Annotated in this window: 12 protein-coding genes; 10 read left to right on the top strand and 2 right to left on the bottom strand. The window is 58.9% G+C overall.

The genetic code is table 11. The annotated features are described in order from the left end of the window. The first annotated feature begins 8 nt into the window (after positions 1-8). From ACR0AD_RS03620 to ACR0AD_RS03630, 3 genes are all read left to right on the top strand, one after another. The gene (locus ACR0AD_RS03620) at positions 9-1,973 is read left to right on the top strand and encodes a heme lyase CcmF/NrfE family subunit (RefSeq protein WP_480485734.1); all 1,965 of its coding nucleotides are present in this window, start codon (positions 9-11) and stop codon (positions 1,971-1,973) included. Beyond that, positions 1,970-2,425 (top strand): cytochrome c-type biogenesis protein, encoded by a 456-nt coding sequence (locus ACR0AD_RS03625; protein ID WP_480481083.1) that lies wholly within the window; start codon positions 1,970-1,972, stop codon positions 2,423-2,425. Before ACR0AD_RS03620 ends, ACR0AD_RS03625 begins: the two co-directional genes overlap by 4 nt. A gap of 76 nt (positions 2,426-2,501) precedes the next feature. Then, on the top strand, positions 2,502-3,278 hold the full coding sequence (locus ACR0AD_RS03630) for an enoyl-CoA hydratase-related protein (protein ID WP_480485732.1): 777 nt from the start codon (positions 2,502-2,504) through the stop codon (positions 3,276-3,278). Positions 3,279-3,284: 6 nt separating this feature from the next. On the opposite strand, the gene bmt is transcribed toward ACR0AD_RS03630, so the two are convergent. Then, a complete protein-coding gene (gene bmt / locus ACR0AD_RS03635) occupies positions 3,285-4,298 on the bottom strand; it encodes a betaine--homocysteine S-methyltransferase (RefSeq protein ID WP_267364607.1) in 1,014 nt (337 codons plus the stop codon). A 124-nt stretch (positions 4,299-4,422) separates the two neighbouring features. Beyond that, entirely contained in the window at positions 4,423-4,743 is a 321-nt protein-coding gene (locus tag ACR0AD_RS03640; protein ID WP_267364605.1) for a DUF1476 domain-containing protein, read from the bottom strand. A gap of 186 nt (positions 4,744-4,929) precedes the next feature. Here ACR0AD_RS03640 and purC point away from each other — a divergent pair, with 186 nt between their 5' ends. From purC to ACR0AD_RS03675, 7 genes are all read left to right on the top strand, one after another. Then, positions 4,930-5,685 carry a phosphoribosylaminoimidazolesuccinocarboxamide synthase gene (purC, locus tag ACR0AD_RS03645; RefSeq protein WP_209504015.1) on the top strand — a complete coding sequence of 252 codons (756 nt, stop codon included), beginning with the start codon at positions 4,930-4,932 and terminating at the stop codon, positions 5,683-5,685. 285 nt (positions 5,686-5,970) lie between these two features. Next, on the top strand, positions 5,971-6,201 hold the full coding sequence (gene purS / locus ACR0AD_RS03650) for a phosphoribosylformylglycinamidine synthase subunit PurS (RefSeq protein WP_480485730.1): 231 nt from the start codon (positions 5,971-5,973) through the stop codon (positions 6,199-6,201). A gap of 3 nt (positions 6,202-6,204) precedes the next feature. Continuing rightward, positions 6,205-7,248 (top strand): zinc-dependent alcohol dehydrogenase family protein, encoded by a 1,044-nt coding sequence (locus ACR0AD_RS03655; protein ID WP_480485729.1) that lies wholly within the window; start codon positions 6,205-6,207, stop codon positions 7,246-7,248. Positions 7,249-7,259: 11 nt separating this feature from the next. Next, positions 7,260-7,928: a phosphoribosylformylglycinamidine synthase subunit PurQ gene (gene purQ, locus ACR0AD_RS03660; RefSeq protein ID WP_480485727.1), complete on the top strand. Its 669-nt coding sequence runs from the start codon at positions 7,260-7,262 to the stop codon at positions 7,926-7,928. 69 nt (positions 7,929-7,997) lie between these two features. Continuing rightward, positions 7,998-9,743 (top strand): sensor histidine kinase, encoded by a 1,746-nt coding sequence (locus tag ACR0AD_RS03665; protein WP_480481076.1) that lies wholly within the window; start codon positions 7,998-8,000, stop codon positions 9,741-9,743. Positions 9,744-9,755: 12 nt separating this feature from the next. Further along, entirely contained in the window at positions 9,756-11,090 is a 1,335-nt protein-coding gene (locus ACR0AD_RS03670) for a sigma-54-dependent transcriptional regulator (RefSeq protein ID WP_480476731.1), read from the top strand. Positions 11,091-11,592: 502 nt separating this feature from the next. Beyond that, complete coding sequence (locus ACR0AD_RS03675) at positions 11,593-14,385, top strand: Rne/Rng family ribonuclease (protein WP_480485725.1); 2,793 nt, start codon at positions 11,593-11,595, stop codon at positions 14,383-14,385. Positions 14,386-14,412 lie beyond the last annotated feature (27 nt).

A 14,412-nucleotide genomic window follows, 5' to 3' on the forward strand; every position in this document is an offset into this window, starting at 1 on the left:
TCCGGGGCATGATTACAGAACTTGGCCACTTCACCCTGATCCTCGCGTTCTTTGTCGCAATTGTGCAAAGCGTTGTTCCCCTGATCGGCGCCTCAAAACGTTGGACCGGCTGGATGGCTTTTGCAGAGCCTGCCGCCATCGTGCAGTTCCTGCTGACGGCGTTTGCATTTGGTGCTTTGATCTGGGCGTTTGTAACCTCTGACTTTTCCCTCAGGATCGTGGTCGAGAACAGCCACACGGCAAAGCCGATGCTGTACAAGATCAGCGGAACATGGGGCAACCACGAAGGATCCATGCTGCTGTGGGTGCTGATCGTCACCCTGTTTGGTGCGATGGCAGCCTTCTTTGGCGGCGGCTTGCCACCGACGCTCAAAGCACGTGTTCTGGCCGTTCAATCGGCCATTGCCGTGGCGTTTTTCGGTTTTATCCTGTTAACGTCGAACCCGTTTGACCGGCTGGCCATCGCTCCGTTTGACGGGCGCGACCTGAACCCGCTGCTGCAAGACCCCGGGCTGGCCTTCCACCCGCCGTTTCTGTACCTCGGCTACGTCGGCTTGAGCATGGCATTCAGCTTTGCGATTGCTGCCCTGATCGAAGGGCGCATTGATGCGGCCTGGGGCCGGTGGGTACGCCCCTGGACGCTGGCGGCCTGGGTTTTCCTGACCATCGGTATCGCGCTGGGATCCTGGTGGGCCTATTACGAGCTGGGCTGGGGCGGCTTCTGGTTCTGGGACCCGGTCGAAAACGCGTCCTTCATGCCCTGGCTGCTGGCGGCGGCGCTGTTGCACTCGGCAATTGTTGTGGAAAAGCGCGAAGCATTGAAAAGTTGGACCATTCTGCTGGCAATCATCGCGTTTGGATTTTCCCTCATCGGTACGTTTATCGTACGATCAGGGCTGCTGACCTCGGTTCACGCCTTTGCCAATGATCCGGAACGCGGTGTGTTCATCCTTATCATTCTGGTCTTCTTCATCGGCGGCGCGCTTACCTTGTTTGCCGCGCGCGCGCAGGCGATGGAGGCCAAGGGCGTTTTTGGCATGGTCAGCCGCGAAAGCGCGCTGATCGTGAACAATGTCCTTCTGGCGGTCAGTTGCTTCGTCGTTTTTGTTGGGACGATGTGGCCGATGGTGGCCGAGATGATGTTTGACCGCAAACTTTCGGTTGGGGCACCGTTTTTCAACGCGGCGTTTTCTCCATTCATGGTTTTGCTGGGGCTGATCCTGCCAATCGGGGCGATGCTGCCGTGGAAACGCGGTCGGCTGGGCAAAACGGCCTGGTCCCTGCGCTATGCCCTTGGTCTGGCGCTGGCGATTGCGCTGTTGGTTTGGGCGATGCAGACCGGTCGCAGCGCGTTAGGACCCGTAGGCTTGTTCCTGGGGGCTTGGATTACATTCGGCGCCGCCATTGATTTGTGGAGCCGGACAGGCCGCAATGGCAGCTTCAAACGTCTGATCCGACTTCCGGGAGCCGATTGGGGTAAGGCAGTTGCCCATACCGGTCTTGGGGTCACGATCTTTGCGATTGCCGGTCTGACCGCGTGGGAGGCGGAAGATATCCGTGTGGCGCAACTGAACCAGCCGTTCGAAGTGGGTCAGTTTACACTGACATTGCAGGACGTGCGACGGGTTCAGGGGCCGAACTATTTTTCAACCACGGCTGATGTTCTGGTCGAAAAGGGCGGTCGCGTCATCGGAACGCTGCATCCCGAGAAACGGGATTATCCCGTTGCACGCATGCCGACGACCGAGGCCGCGATTGACTATCGTTTTCTTGGTGATCTTTACGTCGTCATCGGGGATCAGCAGGCAGATGGCGGCTGGGTCATGCGCACCTATATCAAGCCTTTGGCGAACTGGATCTGGGGTGGATGTATCCTGATGGCGCTCGGCGGTGTCCTTAGCCTGAGCGACAGGCGGTTCCGTGTCGCCGCAGGTGCGCGCAAATCCTCCGCTGGCGGAGTACCCGCAGAATGAAACGCCTTGTATTGATCCTGCTGCTGCTGGCAGCGCCGGTGTTTGCGGTACAACCTGACGAAGTTCTAGACGACCCTGTTCTGGAGCAGCGGGCGCGCGACCTGAGTGTCGGGTTGCGATGCCTGGTGTGTCGCAATGAAAGCATTGACGAAAGCAACGCTGAACTGGCACGCGATCTGCGCTTGCTTTTGCGTGAACGCCTGGTTGCGGGTGACAGCGACGAAGAGGCCGTCGCGTTTATCGTTGACCGCTACGGCGAATATGTCTTGCTCAAGCCCACCACCAGCGGTTCGAATCTGCTGTTGTGGCTTGCCGGGCCAATCATGTTGCTGATCGCTGCCGCAGTCGGGTTGAACTTTCTTCGCACACGCGCCAGGGCGCAGGTTTCAGGTGAAACCGAAGCTCTAAGCGCAGAAGAACAGGAACGCCTTCGCCAAATTCTTGAAGACTGACGTTTGGTTCTGCTTTTCCCAACCAGCCCGGACAAGTAAATGTGCTTAAACACGTGGCGCGAGGGAAAAAGTCTTCATGAATTACGAAACGGTTCTATTGGACATATCGGACGGTCTGGCGGTTCTGACCCTGAACAGACCGGACAAGATGAACGCGCTGACCACACGGATGCGGGCAGAGATTACCCACGCGATGAAAGACGCCGCGGTTAAAGCGCGTTGTATCGTTATCACCGGGGCAGGTCCGGCGTTTTGTTCCGGGCAGGATCTGGGCGATGCATCATCGACCGGTAAGATCGATCTGGAACGATCATTGCGCGACGAATACGAGCCGATGCTGGAAACCATCCACAGCTGTCCGGTTCCGACGATCGCTGCTGTAAACGGACCTGCTGCGGGGGCAGGGGCCAACCTTGCGCTGTGTGCGGATGTGGTTATTGCAACGGAAAGTGCGTATTTCCTACAGGCGTTTGCACGTATCGGCTTGCTGCCCGATGCCGGGGGCACCTGGTTCATGCCGCGCCAGATGGGCTTGGCCAAAGCGATGGGGGCGGCCTTGTTTGCTGACAAGATCAGCGCCCGGCAGGCCGAAGAATGGGGCATGATCTGGGAAGCTGTGCCCGATGATACGTTTGCCGCACATTGGCACAAAAGGGCAGAATATCTGGCCAAAGGTCCAACGGCGGCCTATGGCGCGATCAAACGTGCCATTCGCGGGACGTACGAAAACACATTGCAGCAGCAGCTTGCGACCGAGGCGCATCTTCAAGGTGAATGTGGCCGGTCGCGGGATTTTGCTGAAGGTGTAGTGGCGTTCATGGAAAAACGCCCTCCGAAATTCGAAGGGCGTTGATAAGCGTCAGGCGCGGCGGCGGCGACGCGTACGGCGTTCGGGGCCCGCGTCGTCCTCGGTTCCGTCGGAAGCCGACGAAAACGGCCCCAATGCCTCGGTGATCTGATCCAGTGTCGGGCGCTCGCCGCGCGAAGTGGTATCCAGCGCTTCGCGCATTTTGCGCAGATGATCGGGCATGGTGCCGCAGCACCCGCCAATGATTGTGGCGCCCGAATCCCGCGCCATGGCAGCATACCGACCCATCAGTTCGGGTGTCCCGTCATAGTGGATATGGCCATCCACGTATTTCGGAATGCCCGCATTGCCCTTTGAGATCAGCGGGCGCTCGGTGCCTTGCGCAGCAAAACCCAGAACCGTGCGCAGGATATCCGACGCGCCGGTACCACAATTGGCCCCAAAAGCGATCGGTGGGTTTGGCAAGGTTTCAACCAAAAGCGCAAGATCGGCCGAGGTGACACCCATCATTGTGCGCCCGGCCGTGTCAAAGCTCATCGTGCCGCACCAGGGCATGTCGGCCAGTGCAAAGGCCTCGGCTGCCGCGCGGAACTCCTCGGGCGCGCTGATGGTTTCTACCCAAAGAACGTCAACCCCGCCCGCTTTCAAAGCCTCGGCCTGTTCATGAAACATTTCAACCGCTTCGGAATGCGACAGGCTGCCGACCGGCTCCATAATCTCGCCGGTGGGTCCAACCGATCCGGCCACGACAACAGGGCGCCCGGCTTTGTCTGCGACTTCACGTCCAAGTTCTGCGCCGATACGGTTCAGCTCGCCCACGCGGTTCTGCGCATCATGCAGTTTCAGACGCGCCGCAGTGCCTCCAAACGTATTGGTCAGAAACAGGTCGCTGCCCGCATCGACTGACCCCTGATACAGCGCCCTGATCTTGTCCGGAGCATCCACGTTCCACAGCTCAGGTGCATCACCTGATTGCAGACCCATGTTAAATAAGTTGGTCCCCGTTGCACCGTCCGCAAGGATGGCGTCTTTGGTGTCCAGAAGTTTGCTCAGCGCGTTTGTCATAGGGTTATTCCAGAAAAAGCGTATAAACGCTGCAAAAAAACAGAGACGCCCCATGTCTCATGACCAGGGTGTCAAATCAAATTCATAAAACTCATGAAGATCATGAGTTTTGCATTTCAGGCAATCAATGCTCGCCTTCCGCCATCACCTGTTCTTTGGCCTCAACCAGAAGCTCGGCCATTTTCGAACGGATCGTGGCTTCATCTGCAAGATCACCCAAGTAGGCTTTGACTGCCTCGACAACATCGTCCTCGCCGACATGCTGCAGGTCGGTATGAACCAGTTCCTGTCCGTATTTCCGTGCCTGTTCAACAGTTTCGCCCTTCAGCGCAGACGCCCAGACAGCCATAAAGCGGTTGCGGCGCATCCGTGCGATAAACTGCATCTTTTCGTCATGGGCGAATTTGCTTTCAAACGCGGCTTCACGTTCGTCGAATGTGGTCATTGGTTGGGGACCCCTTGGATTACCGTTTCTCACTGATGATATGACAATAGGACACTCTGGGTGCAAGGTATTTGCGCTGCGTCAAAGGCCCTCGGGGCAGCGAACTTGCGGGAACGCAGGGCTTGCACTATGAGGACGCCAACGTGAAGGGACTCATTCCCTTTCGCCAGTCTGGAAAGGTCGCTTATGGCGCGTCGCAAGAAAATCTACGAAGGCAAGGCCAAAATTCTGTATGAAGGCCCCGAGCCGGGCACCATCGTACAGTATTTCAAGGATGATGCCACCGCGTTCAACGCCGAGAAGAAGGACGTGATTGATGGCAAAGGCGTGCTGAACAACCGTTTGTCCGAGTTCTTCATGACCGGGCTGACCCAGATTGGCATTCCGAACCACTTCATCCGGCGCCTGAATATGCGCGAACAACTGGTGCGCAATTGCGAGATCATTCCGCTGGAAGTGATCGTGCGTAATTACGCGGCGGGTTCGATGTCGAAACGTCTTGGCATTGCCGAAGGGACGCAATTGCCTCGTCCGATCGTTGAATATTGCTTCAAGGATGACGCCTTGGGCGATCCTCTTGTCACCGAGGAACACATCGCCGCGTTTGGCTGGGCCAGCCAGCAGGACATGGACGACATCCTCAGCCTTGCGCTGCGCGTGAACGATTTCCTGAGCGGAGTGATGCTGGCGGTGGGTATCCGTCTGGTTGACTTCAAGATCGAAATCGGGCGCGTGTTTGAAGGCGACTATCAGCGGCTGGTCGTTGCGGATGAAATCAGCCCGGACAGCTGCCGCCTGTGGGATATCAAGACCGGTCAGAAACTGGACAAGGATGTATTCCGCCGCGATCTGGGCAGCCTGACAGATGCCTATTCCGAGGTCGCCCGAAGACTGGGTGTGCTGCCTGCCAGCAATGTCACCAAGCCGACGCTGATCAACTAAAAACTCCTTCTTAGCAGCGCCGCCCCCTCAGGGCGGCGTTTTGCCTTTGCCAAGTTATTGGCAGAGCAGGGTGCTTGCGTGTGGCCGGGCCGTTTGATCAGATGACTATTCCGAAGTTTCCAGCCGCCGTGCCAGCACAACTACTCGGGTCCATCTGACGGCGCAGGATCGTCACCCGCCTGCGGCAAACTGCGTTTGAAACAGGGTTGTCGAAACCCATCAGGCGCGCTATCCCCCGCGCAACGAAATGGGCCTTGTATGCGGCCCTCAAGTGGAGTTGCCAAAATGAAAGCACGGGTTCATGTGATGCTCAAGAACGGGGTGCTGGACCCGCAGGGCGAAGCAGTACGGCACGCATTGGGTGCGATGGGCTTTGATCAGGTCGAAGGCGTACGCCAAGGCAAAGTCATCGATCTTGAGCTTGCCGATGGCGCAACCGAGGCAGACGTGACCGAGATGTGCGAGAAGCTTTTGGCCAACACCGTCATCGAACGCTACGAGATCGAACTGGCCTGATTGATGCGGGCCGCGCGTCTGATCACTTATCGTCAACCGCTTGAGGTGTCGACGATCCCCGACCCGGTTCCCACCGAAGACGGTGTCGTGGTGCGGGTGCTGGCCTGCGGCGTGTGCCGGTCCGACTGGCACGCGTGGTCGGGCTCTGACCCGGACGTTGTCCTGCCCATGACACCCGGTCACGAGTTTTGCGGTGAGGTGGTCTCGGTCGGTGCGCGCGTCACGCGGTGGCGTGTCGGGGACCGGGTGATTGCGCCCTTCATCCTTGCCTGTGGGCATTGTCCGGACTGCGCGCAGGGTCATCAGACAATCTGCCCGAACCAGGTCGTGCCCGGCTTTACCTGTGACGGGGCCTTTGCTGAATATGTCGCCGTGGCTCATGCCGATGCCAACCTGACATCCTTGCCCGACAGCATCGCGCCTGAAATCGCCGCCGCATTGGGGTGCCGCGTAACCACAGCGTGGCAGGCGCTTGTTGGCCGGGCGCAGGTGCGGGGTGGTGAGTGGATTGCTGTCTTTGGCGGCGGCGGTGTCGGAATATCAACGCTTCTTCTGGGCAAGGCGCTTGGCGCGCGTGTAATCGTTGTCGATATCGCCGAAGACAAGCTGGCTTATGCCAAAACTCTGGGCGCCGATGCGGTGGTCAACGCCGCAACATGTGATGCCCCACAGGCGGTGAAAGACGTCACCGGTGGTGGTGCCCATGTTGCGATCGAGGCGCTTGGCGTCGAAGCCACGACCGTTTCCGCCATTCGATCCCTGCGTAAATTGGGCCGCATGGTGCAAATCGGAATGCCCGCGGGGGACCATGTGCAGATGTCGCTGCCGATGGATGTGCTCTATTCTGGTCAGCTCTCCGTATTTGGCACCCGCGGGATGCCAAGCTGGCGCTATCCGTCGCTGTTGTCGCTGATCGCGGGTCAAGGGGTCGACCTGAGCCCGCTGGTGACCCGGAAAATAACCCTGAACCAGGTAAGCGCCGAGCTTGCCGCTTTTGACCATCCAACGCCTCCGGGTGTTGCGGTTGTCACAGATTTTGTCTCGTAGGAGGGCCCGCCATGCGCGCAGCCGTAATCGTATTCCCCGGATCCAACTGTGACCGAGATCTTACCGTCGCCTTTGAGCAGGCCGGTTTTCAGGTCGATATGGTCTGGCACAAAGACGCGGCTTTGCCCGAAGGTATTGATATCGTGGGTGTGCCGGGCGGGTTCTCTTACGGAGACTACCTGCGGTGCGGCGCAATCGCGGCGCAATCGCCGATTTGCAAGGCCGTCGTCGAACACACGCAGCGCGGCGGTTATGCCGTCGGAATTTGCAACGGTTTTCAGGTTCTGACGGAAACCGGCATCCTGCCGGGCGCGTTGCTGCGCAATGCCGGGCTGAAATATATCTGCAAGACCGTCGGCCTGAAGGTCGAAACCAGCGACAGCGCGTTTACCAGCGGCTACAACGCAGGCGATGTGATCGGTATTCCGATTGCGCACCACGATGGCAACTATTTTGCGGATGACGCGACGCTGGCCGCTTTGAAAGATCAGGACCGGATCGCGTTCACCTATGCCGAAAACCCGAACGGCTCGGTCGGGGATATCGCCGGGATCCTGTCGGAAAACCGCCGCGTGCTTGGAATGATGCCGCACCCCGAACGCGCAGCAGATCAGGGCCATGGCGGCACAGATGGGGTGGCGTTGTTCCGCGCATTGTCAGGTGTGTTTGAAGCGGCGTGACTTGAGGTCTCGCCCGCCGGGGCGTAACCTTTCGCCATGAACCCCGAAGTTCGATCTGGCTGGTCAAATATGTTGAAACCGTTTCGTGGTGCACCGCTGGGCTGGCGGTTGCGGCTGGCGGTTCTTGTTCTGCTGGTCGCGACAATTGCAACGGTGTGGGTCACGAACCGGCTGTTGACCGACAGGTTCACCGAATCCACGCGCAACCGGGCGGAACTGCGGCTGACGCTGTATTCGGGCAACTTGCTGAGTGAACTGCGCCGCAACTCGATTGTTCCGCAATTGCTTGCCCGCGACCCGACGTTGATTTCGGCATTGCAGTCAGGCGATTACACCCTGTCGACACAGCGCCTTATTTCATTCGTAGAAGAGATCGGCGCGGCCTCACTGGTATTGCTGGACAGCGACGGGCGCACAGTTGCCGCGACCGACCGGAACAGGTTGGGCGAGGGGCACCGGAACACGCCCTATTTTGTGGATGCGATCCGCTCGAACGCGACGATCTTCTCTGTTATTCCCAAGGACGCAGGCGGATACAGCTTTGTGTATTCGCGCCGGTTGGAGAACGGCGCCGAGTTTCTGGGGGTAATCGTCGTCGAGGTTGACCTGCAAAAGTTCGAACGCGCTTGGGCAGGTATCTCGGATGCGGTGATGGTTACCGACAGCACCGGCAACATCATTTTGTCCACGGAACCCCGCTGGCGCGGGCTGGATGAGAACACGGCGATGCTGCGCCAACCGCCACAAGGGGCGATCCAGCGCGCGATCCGGGCAACAACCGATTGGACCGCGCTGCCGCCTGATGCCTATCTTCAGGGCGAAGCGGTGATGCGGATCGAGACGCGCATTCCTTTCCGCGGCTGGCAGATGACCTCGTTCACGACCTATGCCTCGATCCGGGAAAAGGTGAACAGTGTTCTGGCGCTGGAAATCATGGGGTTTGCGATTCTTCTGGCGCTTGCGTTCTATGCGTTGAGCCGCCGTGCCACGTTGCGCATGACCTTGTTCCAGCGCGAGTCGGCAGAGCTTCGCGCATTGAACGCACGGCTACAGCGGGAAATCGCTGAACGTGAACGGGTTGAAAAGACGCTGGATTTGGCGGAACAGACGCTTGCGCAAAGCTCGAAACTGGCCGCCCTTGGCGAGATGTCGGCCGCGGTCAGTCATGAGTTGAACCAGCCACTGGCGGCAATGAAAACCTATCTGGCCGGGGCCCGCCTGTTGCTGCGCCGCAACCGCCCGGAAGAGGCCCTTGCCAGCTTTGGCCGCATCGATGGTCTGATCGAACGGATGGGGGCAATTACCCGGCAGCTCAAGTCTTATGCGCGCAAGGGTGCGGATGCGTTTTCACCAGTAAATCTTGGTGAAGCGCTGGCCTCGTCCCTGTCGATGATGGAGCCGCAATTGCGTCAGCGACACGTGAAGATCACACAGATCGTACCAGAGGAACCCGTGATCGTGATGGGGGACCGAATGCGCATCGAGCAGGTCATGGTCAACCTCTTGCGAAACGCGCTGGACGCCACCAAATCAGTGGCGGAGCCAGATGTGGAAATCATCCTGGCAGCTGGTGACACGGCTGTGCTGACCGTACGCGACAACGGGCACGGAATCGAGGATATCGAAAACCTGTTCGAGCCGTTCTACACAACCAAACAGCCCGGAGACGGTGTTGGTCTGGGGCTTGCCATCTCGTCGGGGATCGTGAACGACCATGGGGGACGGCTGACTGCACGCAACGGCCAATATGGCGGTGCGGTGTTTGAAATGCAGTTGCCTGCACTGGGAAGCGACGGCCTTGAAGCCGCGGAATAACGAGGAATGACTATGGCACAAGCCATGAAAATTGCCATTGTTGACGATGAACAGGACATGCGCCAATCGATCAGCCAGTGGCTCGCTTTGTCCGGCTATGACACGGAAACCTTCGCCAGCGCGGAAGATGCGCTCAAGGTGTTGGGTCCGGATTATCCGGGGATAGTGATTTCGGACATCAAGATGCCCGGAATGGACGGCATTCAGCTTCTCAAAAAGCTGATGGGCGCTGACAGCACCTTGCCCGTGATCATGATCACCGGTCACGGCGATGTTCCGATGGCTGTCGAGGCGATGCGTGTCGGTGCATTCGATTTCCTTGAAAAACCCTTCAACCCCGACCGCATGTCTGAACTGGCCAAACGGGCCAGCAATGCGCGGCGTCTGACGCTGGACAACCGCGCGCTGCGCCGGGAATTGTCCGGCGGCACCCAGATCATGAACAAACTGATCGGTGCCAGCCCGGTTATGGAACGCCTGCGCGAGGATATCCTCGATCTAGGTCAGGCGGATGGCCATGTGCTGATCGACGGAGAGACAGGGACCGGAAAGACGCTTGTCGCACACGCCCTGCATGCGGTTGGAAGCCGTGCCGGCAAGAAATTCGTGCTGGTGTCCTGCGCGGCGCACGAGGAAGACGCGTTGGCCAAACGTCTGTTTGGGCCGATGATGCCTGAAGACGCCCAATTGCCCGCCATCGAAGAGGCGCGGGGCGGAACGCTGGTTCTGGAAGATGTCGAAGCGCTCAACGATTCCCTGCAAGCCAAGCTGCTCAGCGTGATGAACGAGCAGGGCACGCCGGCCGAGACACGCATCGTAGCGATCTCGAACCTGCAAGAGGCGGGAAAAACCTCCGAAGATGTCTTACGGCCGGACCTGTTCTACCGACTGGCCGCCTTGCGCATCACCATGCCGCCCCTGCGCCAGAGGGGCGAGGATATTCTGACCCTGTTTACCCGTCTGAGCGAGCAGTTCGCCGAAGAATACGGCTGCGATGCGCCTCAGGTAAGCGCTCAGGAAGCCGCGCAGCTGTTGCAGGCACCCTGGCCGGGGAACGTGCGCCAGTTGATCAACATTGCCGAACGCGCGGTGCTGCAATCGCGCCGTGGGTCCGGAACGATCGCCTCGCTGTTGATGTCGGATCACGAGGAAATGCAGCCGGTCATGACCACTGAAGGCAAGCCGCTGAAGGAATATGTCGAAGCCTTTGAACGGATGCTGATCGATAACACTATGCGGCGGCACAAAGGCTCAATCGCGTCTGTGATGGATGAGCTGTGCCTGCCGCGCCGGACGCTGAATGAAAAGATGGCCAAATACGGCCTCCAGCGGTCGGACTATCTGTAAACTTTGTGGCGGGGGCTCTGCCCCCGTCGCCTTTGGCGACTCCCCCGGGATATTTTTGGCCAGATGAAGGCGATCCCGCACGCCGTCGCAGGGGCGGTGCAGTTTGCCCATTGTCTTTTCCACAGGACTGCTTTTATTGTGTCCGGACGGGCCGGGCCAGTTTTGTGTCCATAAGCCCCGAATCATTGAGTTTCGCTGCTTTGCTGATGGTGATGACGGATTGTTCGCCGCAAAGCAGACCGATTGTGCCTCATTTGGGGCAATGTAGTACCTGAGTCCGACATGTCGGGCGAAAGGAATAATGGGCAGGCTGCGGCTAACGCGCCTGTCGGAGAAGAACCGCGATGACGCGCGCGCAACGATTGAGTGACCGGGCAGGGGGCCACAGCGCCAGACCCTGCCGCGCGCCGTCCAATATCGCCCTGACAAGACACCTCCCCAAATGTGCCTGTCCACCTGGACGGGTCAGGATAACGCGTTTGGCGCGGTGCACCAAGGACACATGGCTAAGAAAATGCTTATCGATGCCACCCACGCGGAGGAAACCCGCGTCGTGGTGGTCGACGGAAACAAGGTCGAGGAGTTCGATTTTGAATCCGAAAACAAGCGCCAGCTTGCTGGCAACATCTATCTTGCAAAAGTAACACGGGTTGAGCCGTCGCTTCAGGCGGCCTTTGTGGATTATGGCGGGAACCGGCACGGCTTCCTGGCGTTTTCGGAAATTCACCCGGACTATTACCAGATCCCCATCGCCGACCGCGAGGCGTTGATGGAGGAAGAGCGCGCTTATGCCGAGGCCATGAAGGCGCGGGATGAGGCCGACGAGGGCAAGCCGAAAAAGCGGCGTTCTCGGTCCCGATCAAAGGCCGCGGATCTGAAGTCGGACGATTTGGTCGAAACGATGGAAGTTTCGACCGAGCCGACCGGTATGGAAACCATCGATTTTGACGACAGTGACGAAGCGGACATGGAGGTGCCCGAGGGGACATCGCCAATGGAAGTCGTCGCTGAGACCCCTGTTGAGGAGCCTGAGGACAACGAAGCGCCGGAAGCTGTGTCAGATGACACTGCAGAGGAAGCGGCTTCGGAAGACGAGGCTGAGGTTGAAACAGTTGAGTCTTCACAAGACGACGCAGCAGGGGATTCTGATGACGCGGCGGATGCTTCAAGCGCTGACGATGGCGATGAAGCGTCTGAATTGTCTGAAGATGACCAGGACGCAGATGATGGCGACGCGGATGAAGAACACGCTGACGCTGCCGCGAAAGATGACACGATTGAATCCGTGGCCGAGGAAGACGACAGCGAAGACATCCGCCCTCCGCGCAAGCCACGCCCGCGCCGGTACAAGATTCAGGAAGTGATCAAAGTGCGCCAGGTGTTGCTGGTGCAAGTCGTCAAGGAAGAGCGCGGCAACAAAGGGGCGGCCCTGACGACATATCTGTCGCTGGCCGGTCGCTATTGTGTTCTGATGCCAAACACCGCCCGTGGCGGTGGGATCAGCCGCAAGATCACCAACGCGGTTGACCGCAAGAAACTGAAAGAAATCGCCGCGGATATTGATGTGCCCACGGGGGCGGGTTTGATTATCCGGACTGCGGGCGCCAAGCGCACCAAATCGGAAATCAAGCGCGACTATGAATACCTGCAACGCCTGTGGGAGCAGATCCGGGCATTGACCCTGGAATCCATCGCACCTGCGAAGATCTATGAAGAAGGCGATCTGATCAAACGGTCGATCCGGGACCTTTATAACCGCGATATCGATGAGGTTTTGGTCGAGGGCGAGGGCGGATACCGCATCGCCAAAGACTTCATGAAGATGATCATGCCGTCGCACGCCAAGAATGTGAAACGGTACGAGGACGCGCTGCCGCTGTTTGCACGCTATCAGGTGGAAAGCTACCTGGCGGGGATGTTCAACCCGACTGTTCAGCTGAAATCTGGCGGGTATATCGTGATCGGCGTGACCGAAGCGCTGGTGGCGATCGACGTGAACTCGGGCCGGGCCACGAAAGAAGGCTCGATCGAGGAAACGGCGCTGAAAACCAACCTTGAGGCTGCGGAAGAAGTGGCCCGCCAGTTGCGTCTGCGTGACCTTGCCGGTCTGATTGTCATCGATTTCATCGATATGGACGAGCGCAAGAACAATGCGTCCGTTGAAAAGCGTCTGAAGGACAAGCTGAAAACCGACCGTGCCCGCATTCAGGTCGGCCGGATTTCAGGTTTTGGCCTGCTCGAGATGAGCCGTCAGAGGCTGCGCCCCGGTATGATCGAGGCGACCACGCAGCCATGCCCGGCATGCCACGGCACCGGCCTGATCCGTTCGGACGACAACATGGCACTGTCGATCCTGCGTCAGATCGAAGAGGAAGGCACCCGCCGCCGCTCGCGCGAGGTTCTGGTGCGCTGCCCGGTCAGTATCGCGAACTTCCTGATGAACCAGAAGCGCGAGCATATTGCACAGATCGAATCGCGCTATGGCCTGTCTGTACGGATCGAAGGCGATGTGCATCTGGTCAGCCCGGATTTCTCGATGGAGAAATTCAAGACCGCCAGCCGCATTGTTCCCGAAGCGACAGCACCTGTCGTGTCGGTCGATGCCTCGCTGATGGATCTGGTCGATTCTTCGGACGAGGAAGAAACCGAAGAGGATATCGCGCCGACCGAAGATGACACCAAACCCAAGCGCAAGCGCCGCCGTCGTCGTCGCAAGAAGGGCGGGGGCAATGGTGACGCGCCGGAACAGGGCGCGGATGACGGTGAAGGGACAGAGCAGGAGGATGCCGCAGGCGAATCCGCTGAAACCGAGACCGCTGTCGAGGCAACCGAAGCCGAAGCGACGGAAGAGGAAAAACCCGCCAAGCCCAAACGCAAGCGCGCTCCGCGCCGTCGTAAGAAAGATGCGGTGGCAGAAGAGGCTTCGGAACAGACAGAAGCAACTGATGCCGATACCGCGGCTGATGCACCGGTAGTTGAAGAGGCGGCCTCAGACGCTGAATCCGAACCTGCCGAGGCGGTTGTCGCCGAGCAAAGCGAAGCGGCTGAGGCTGCTGAAGCTAAGCCAGAAGCAACAGAGGTGGCCGAGCAGACTGAGGAAGTCGCGCAAGCTGAAGCGATCGTTGCGATGGAAGAACCTGAAGTTCAATCTGCCGATGAGCCGGTCGAAGACGCGCCCGTGGAAGAAACACCCGTGGCAGCAGAACCTGAACCGGTGCTTGAAACTGTGGCAGATGAACCTGAGCCAGAATCCGACAGGCCCAAACGGCGCGGATGGTGGTCGTTGGGCAACTGATGAAAGGGCGGGCAGATTTGCCCGCCT

Source organism: Ruegeria sp. BH8 (genome assembly GCF_056538065.1).

Excerpts from the sequence above, each read along its gene's own strand:
- purQ (WP_480485727.1), top strand. The coding sequence starts at position 7,260 with ATGCGCGCAGCCGTAATCGTATTCCCCGGATCCAACTGTGACCGAGAT.
- bmt (WP_267364607.1), bottom strand. The coding sequence starts at position 4,298 with ATGACAAACGCGCTGAGCAAACTTCTGGACACCAAAGACGCCATCCTT.
- ACR0AD_RS03670 (WP_480476731.1), top strand. The coding sequence starts at position 9,756 with ATGGCACAAGCCATGAAAATTGCCATTGTTGACGATGAACAGGACATG.
- ACR0AD_RS03620 (WP_480485734.1), top strand. The coding sequence starts at position 9 with ATGATTACAGAACTTGGCCACTTCACCCTGATCCTCGCGTTCTTTGTC.
- purS (WP_480485730.1), top strand. The coding sequence starts at position 5,971 with ATGAAAGCACGGGTTCATGTGATGCTCAAGAACGGGGTGCTGGACCCG.
- ACR0AD_RS03665 (WP_480481076.1), top strand. The coding sequence starts at position 7,998 with ATGTTGAAACCGTTTCGTGGTGCACCGCTGGGCTGGCGGTTGCGGCTG.
- purC (WP_209504015.1), top strand. The coding sequence starts at position 4,930 with ATGGCGCGTCGCAAGAAAATCTACGAAGGCAAGGCCAAAATTCTGTAT.
- ACR0AD_RS03655 (WP_480485729.1), top strand. The coding sequence starts at position 6,205 with ATGCGGGCCGCGCGTCTGATCACTTATCGTCAACCGCTTGAGGTGTCG.
- ACR0AD_RS03675 (WP_480485725.1), top strand. The coding sequence starts at position 11,593 with ATGGCTAAGAAAATGCTTATCGATGCCACCCACGCGGAGGAAACCCGC.
- ACR0AD_RS03625 (WP_480481083.1), top strand. The coding sequence starts at position 1,970 with ATGAAACGCCTTGTATTGATCCTGCTGCTGCTGGCAGCGCCGGTGTTT.
- ACR0AD_RS03630 (WP_480485732.1), top strand. The coding sequence starts at position 2,502 with ATGAATTACGAAACGGTTCTATTGGACATATCGGACGGTCTGGCGGTT.
- ACR0AD_RS03640 (WP_267364605.1), bottom strand. The coding sequence starts at position 4,743 with ATGACCACATTCGACGAACGTGAAGCCGCGTTTGAAAGCAAATTCGCC.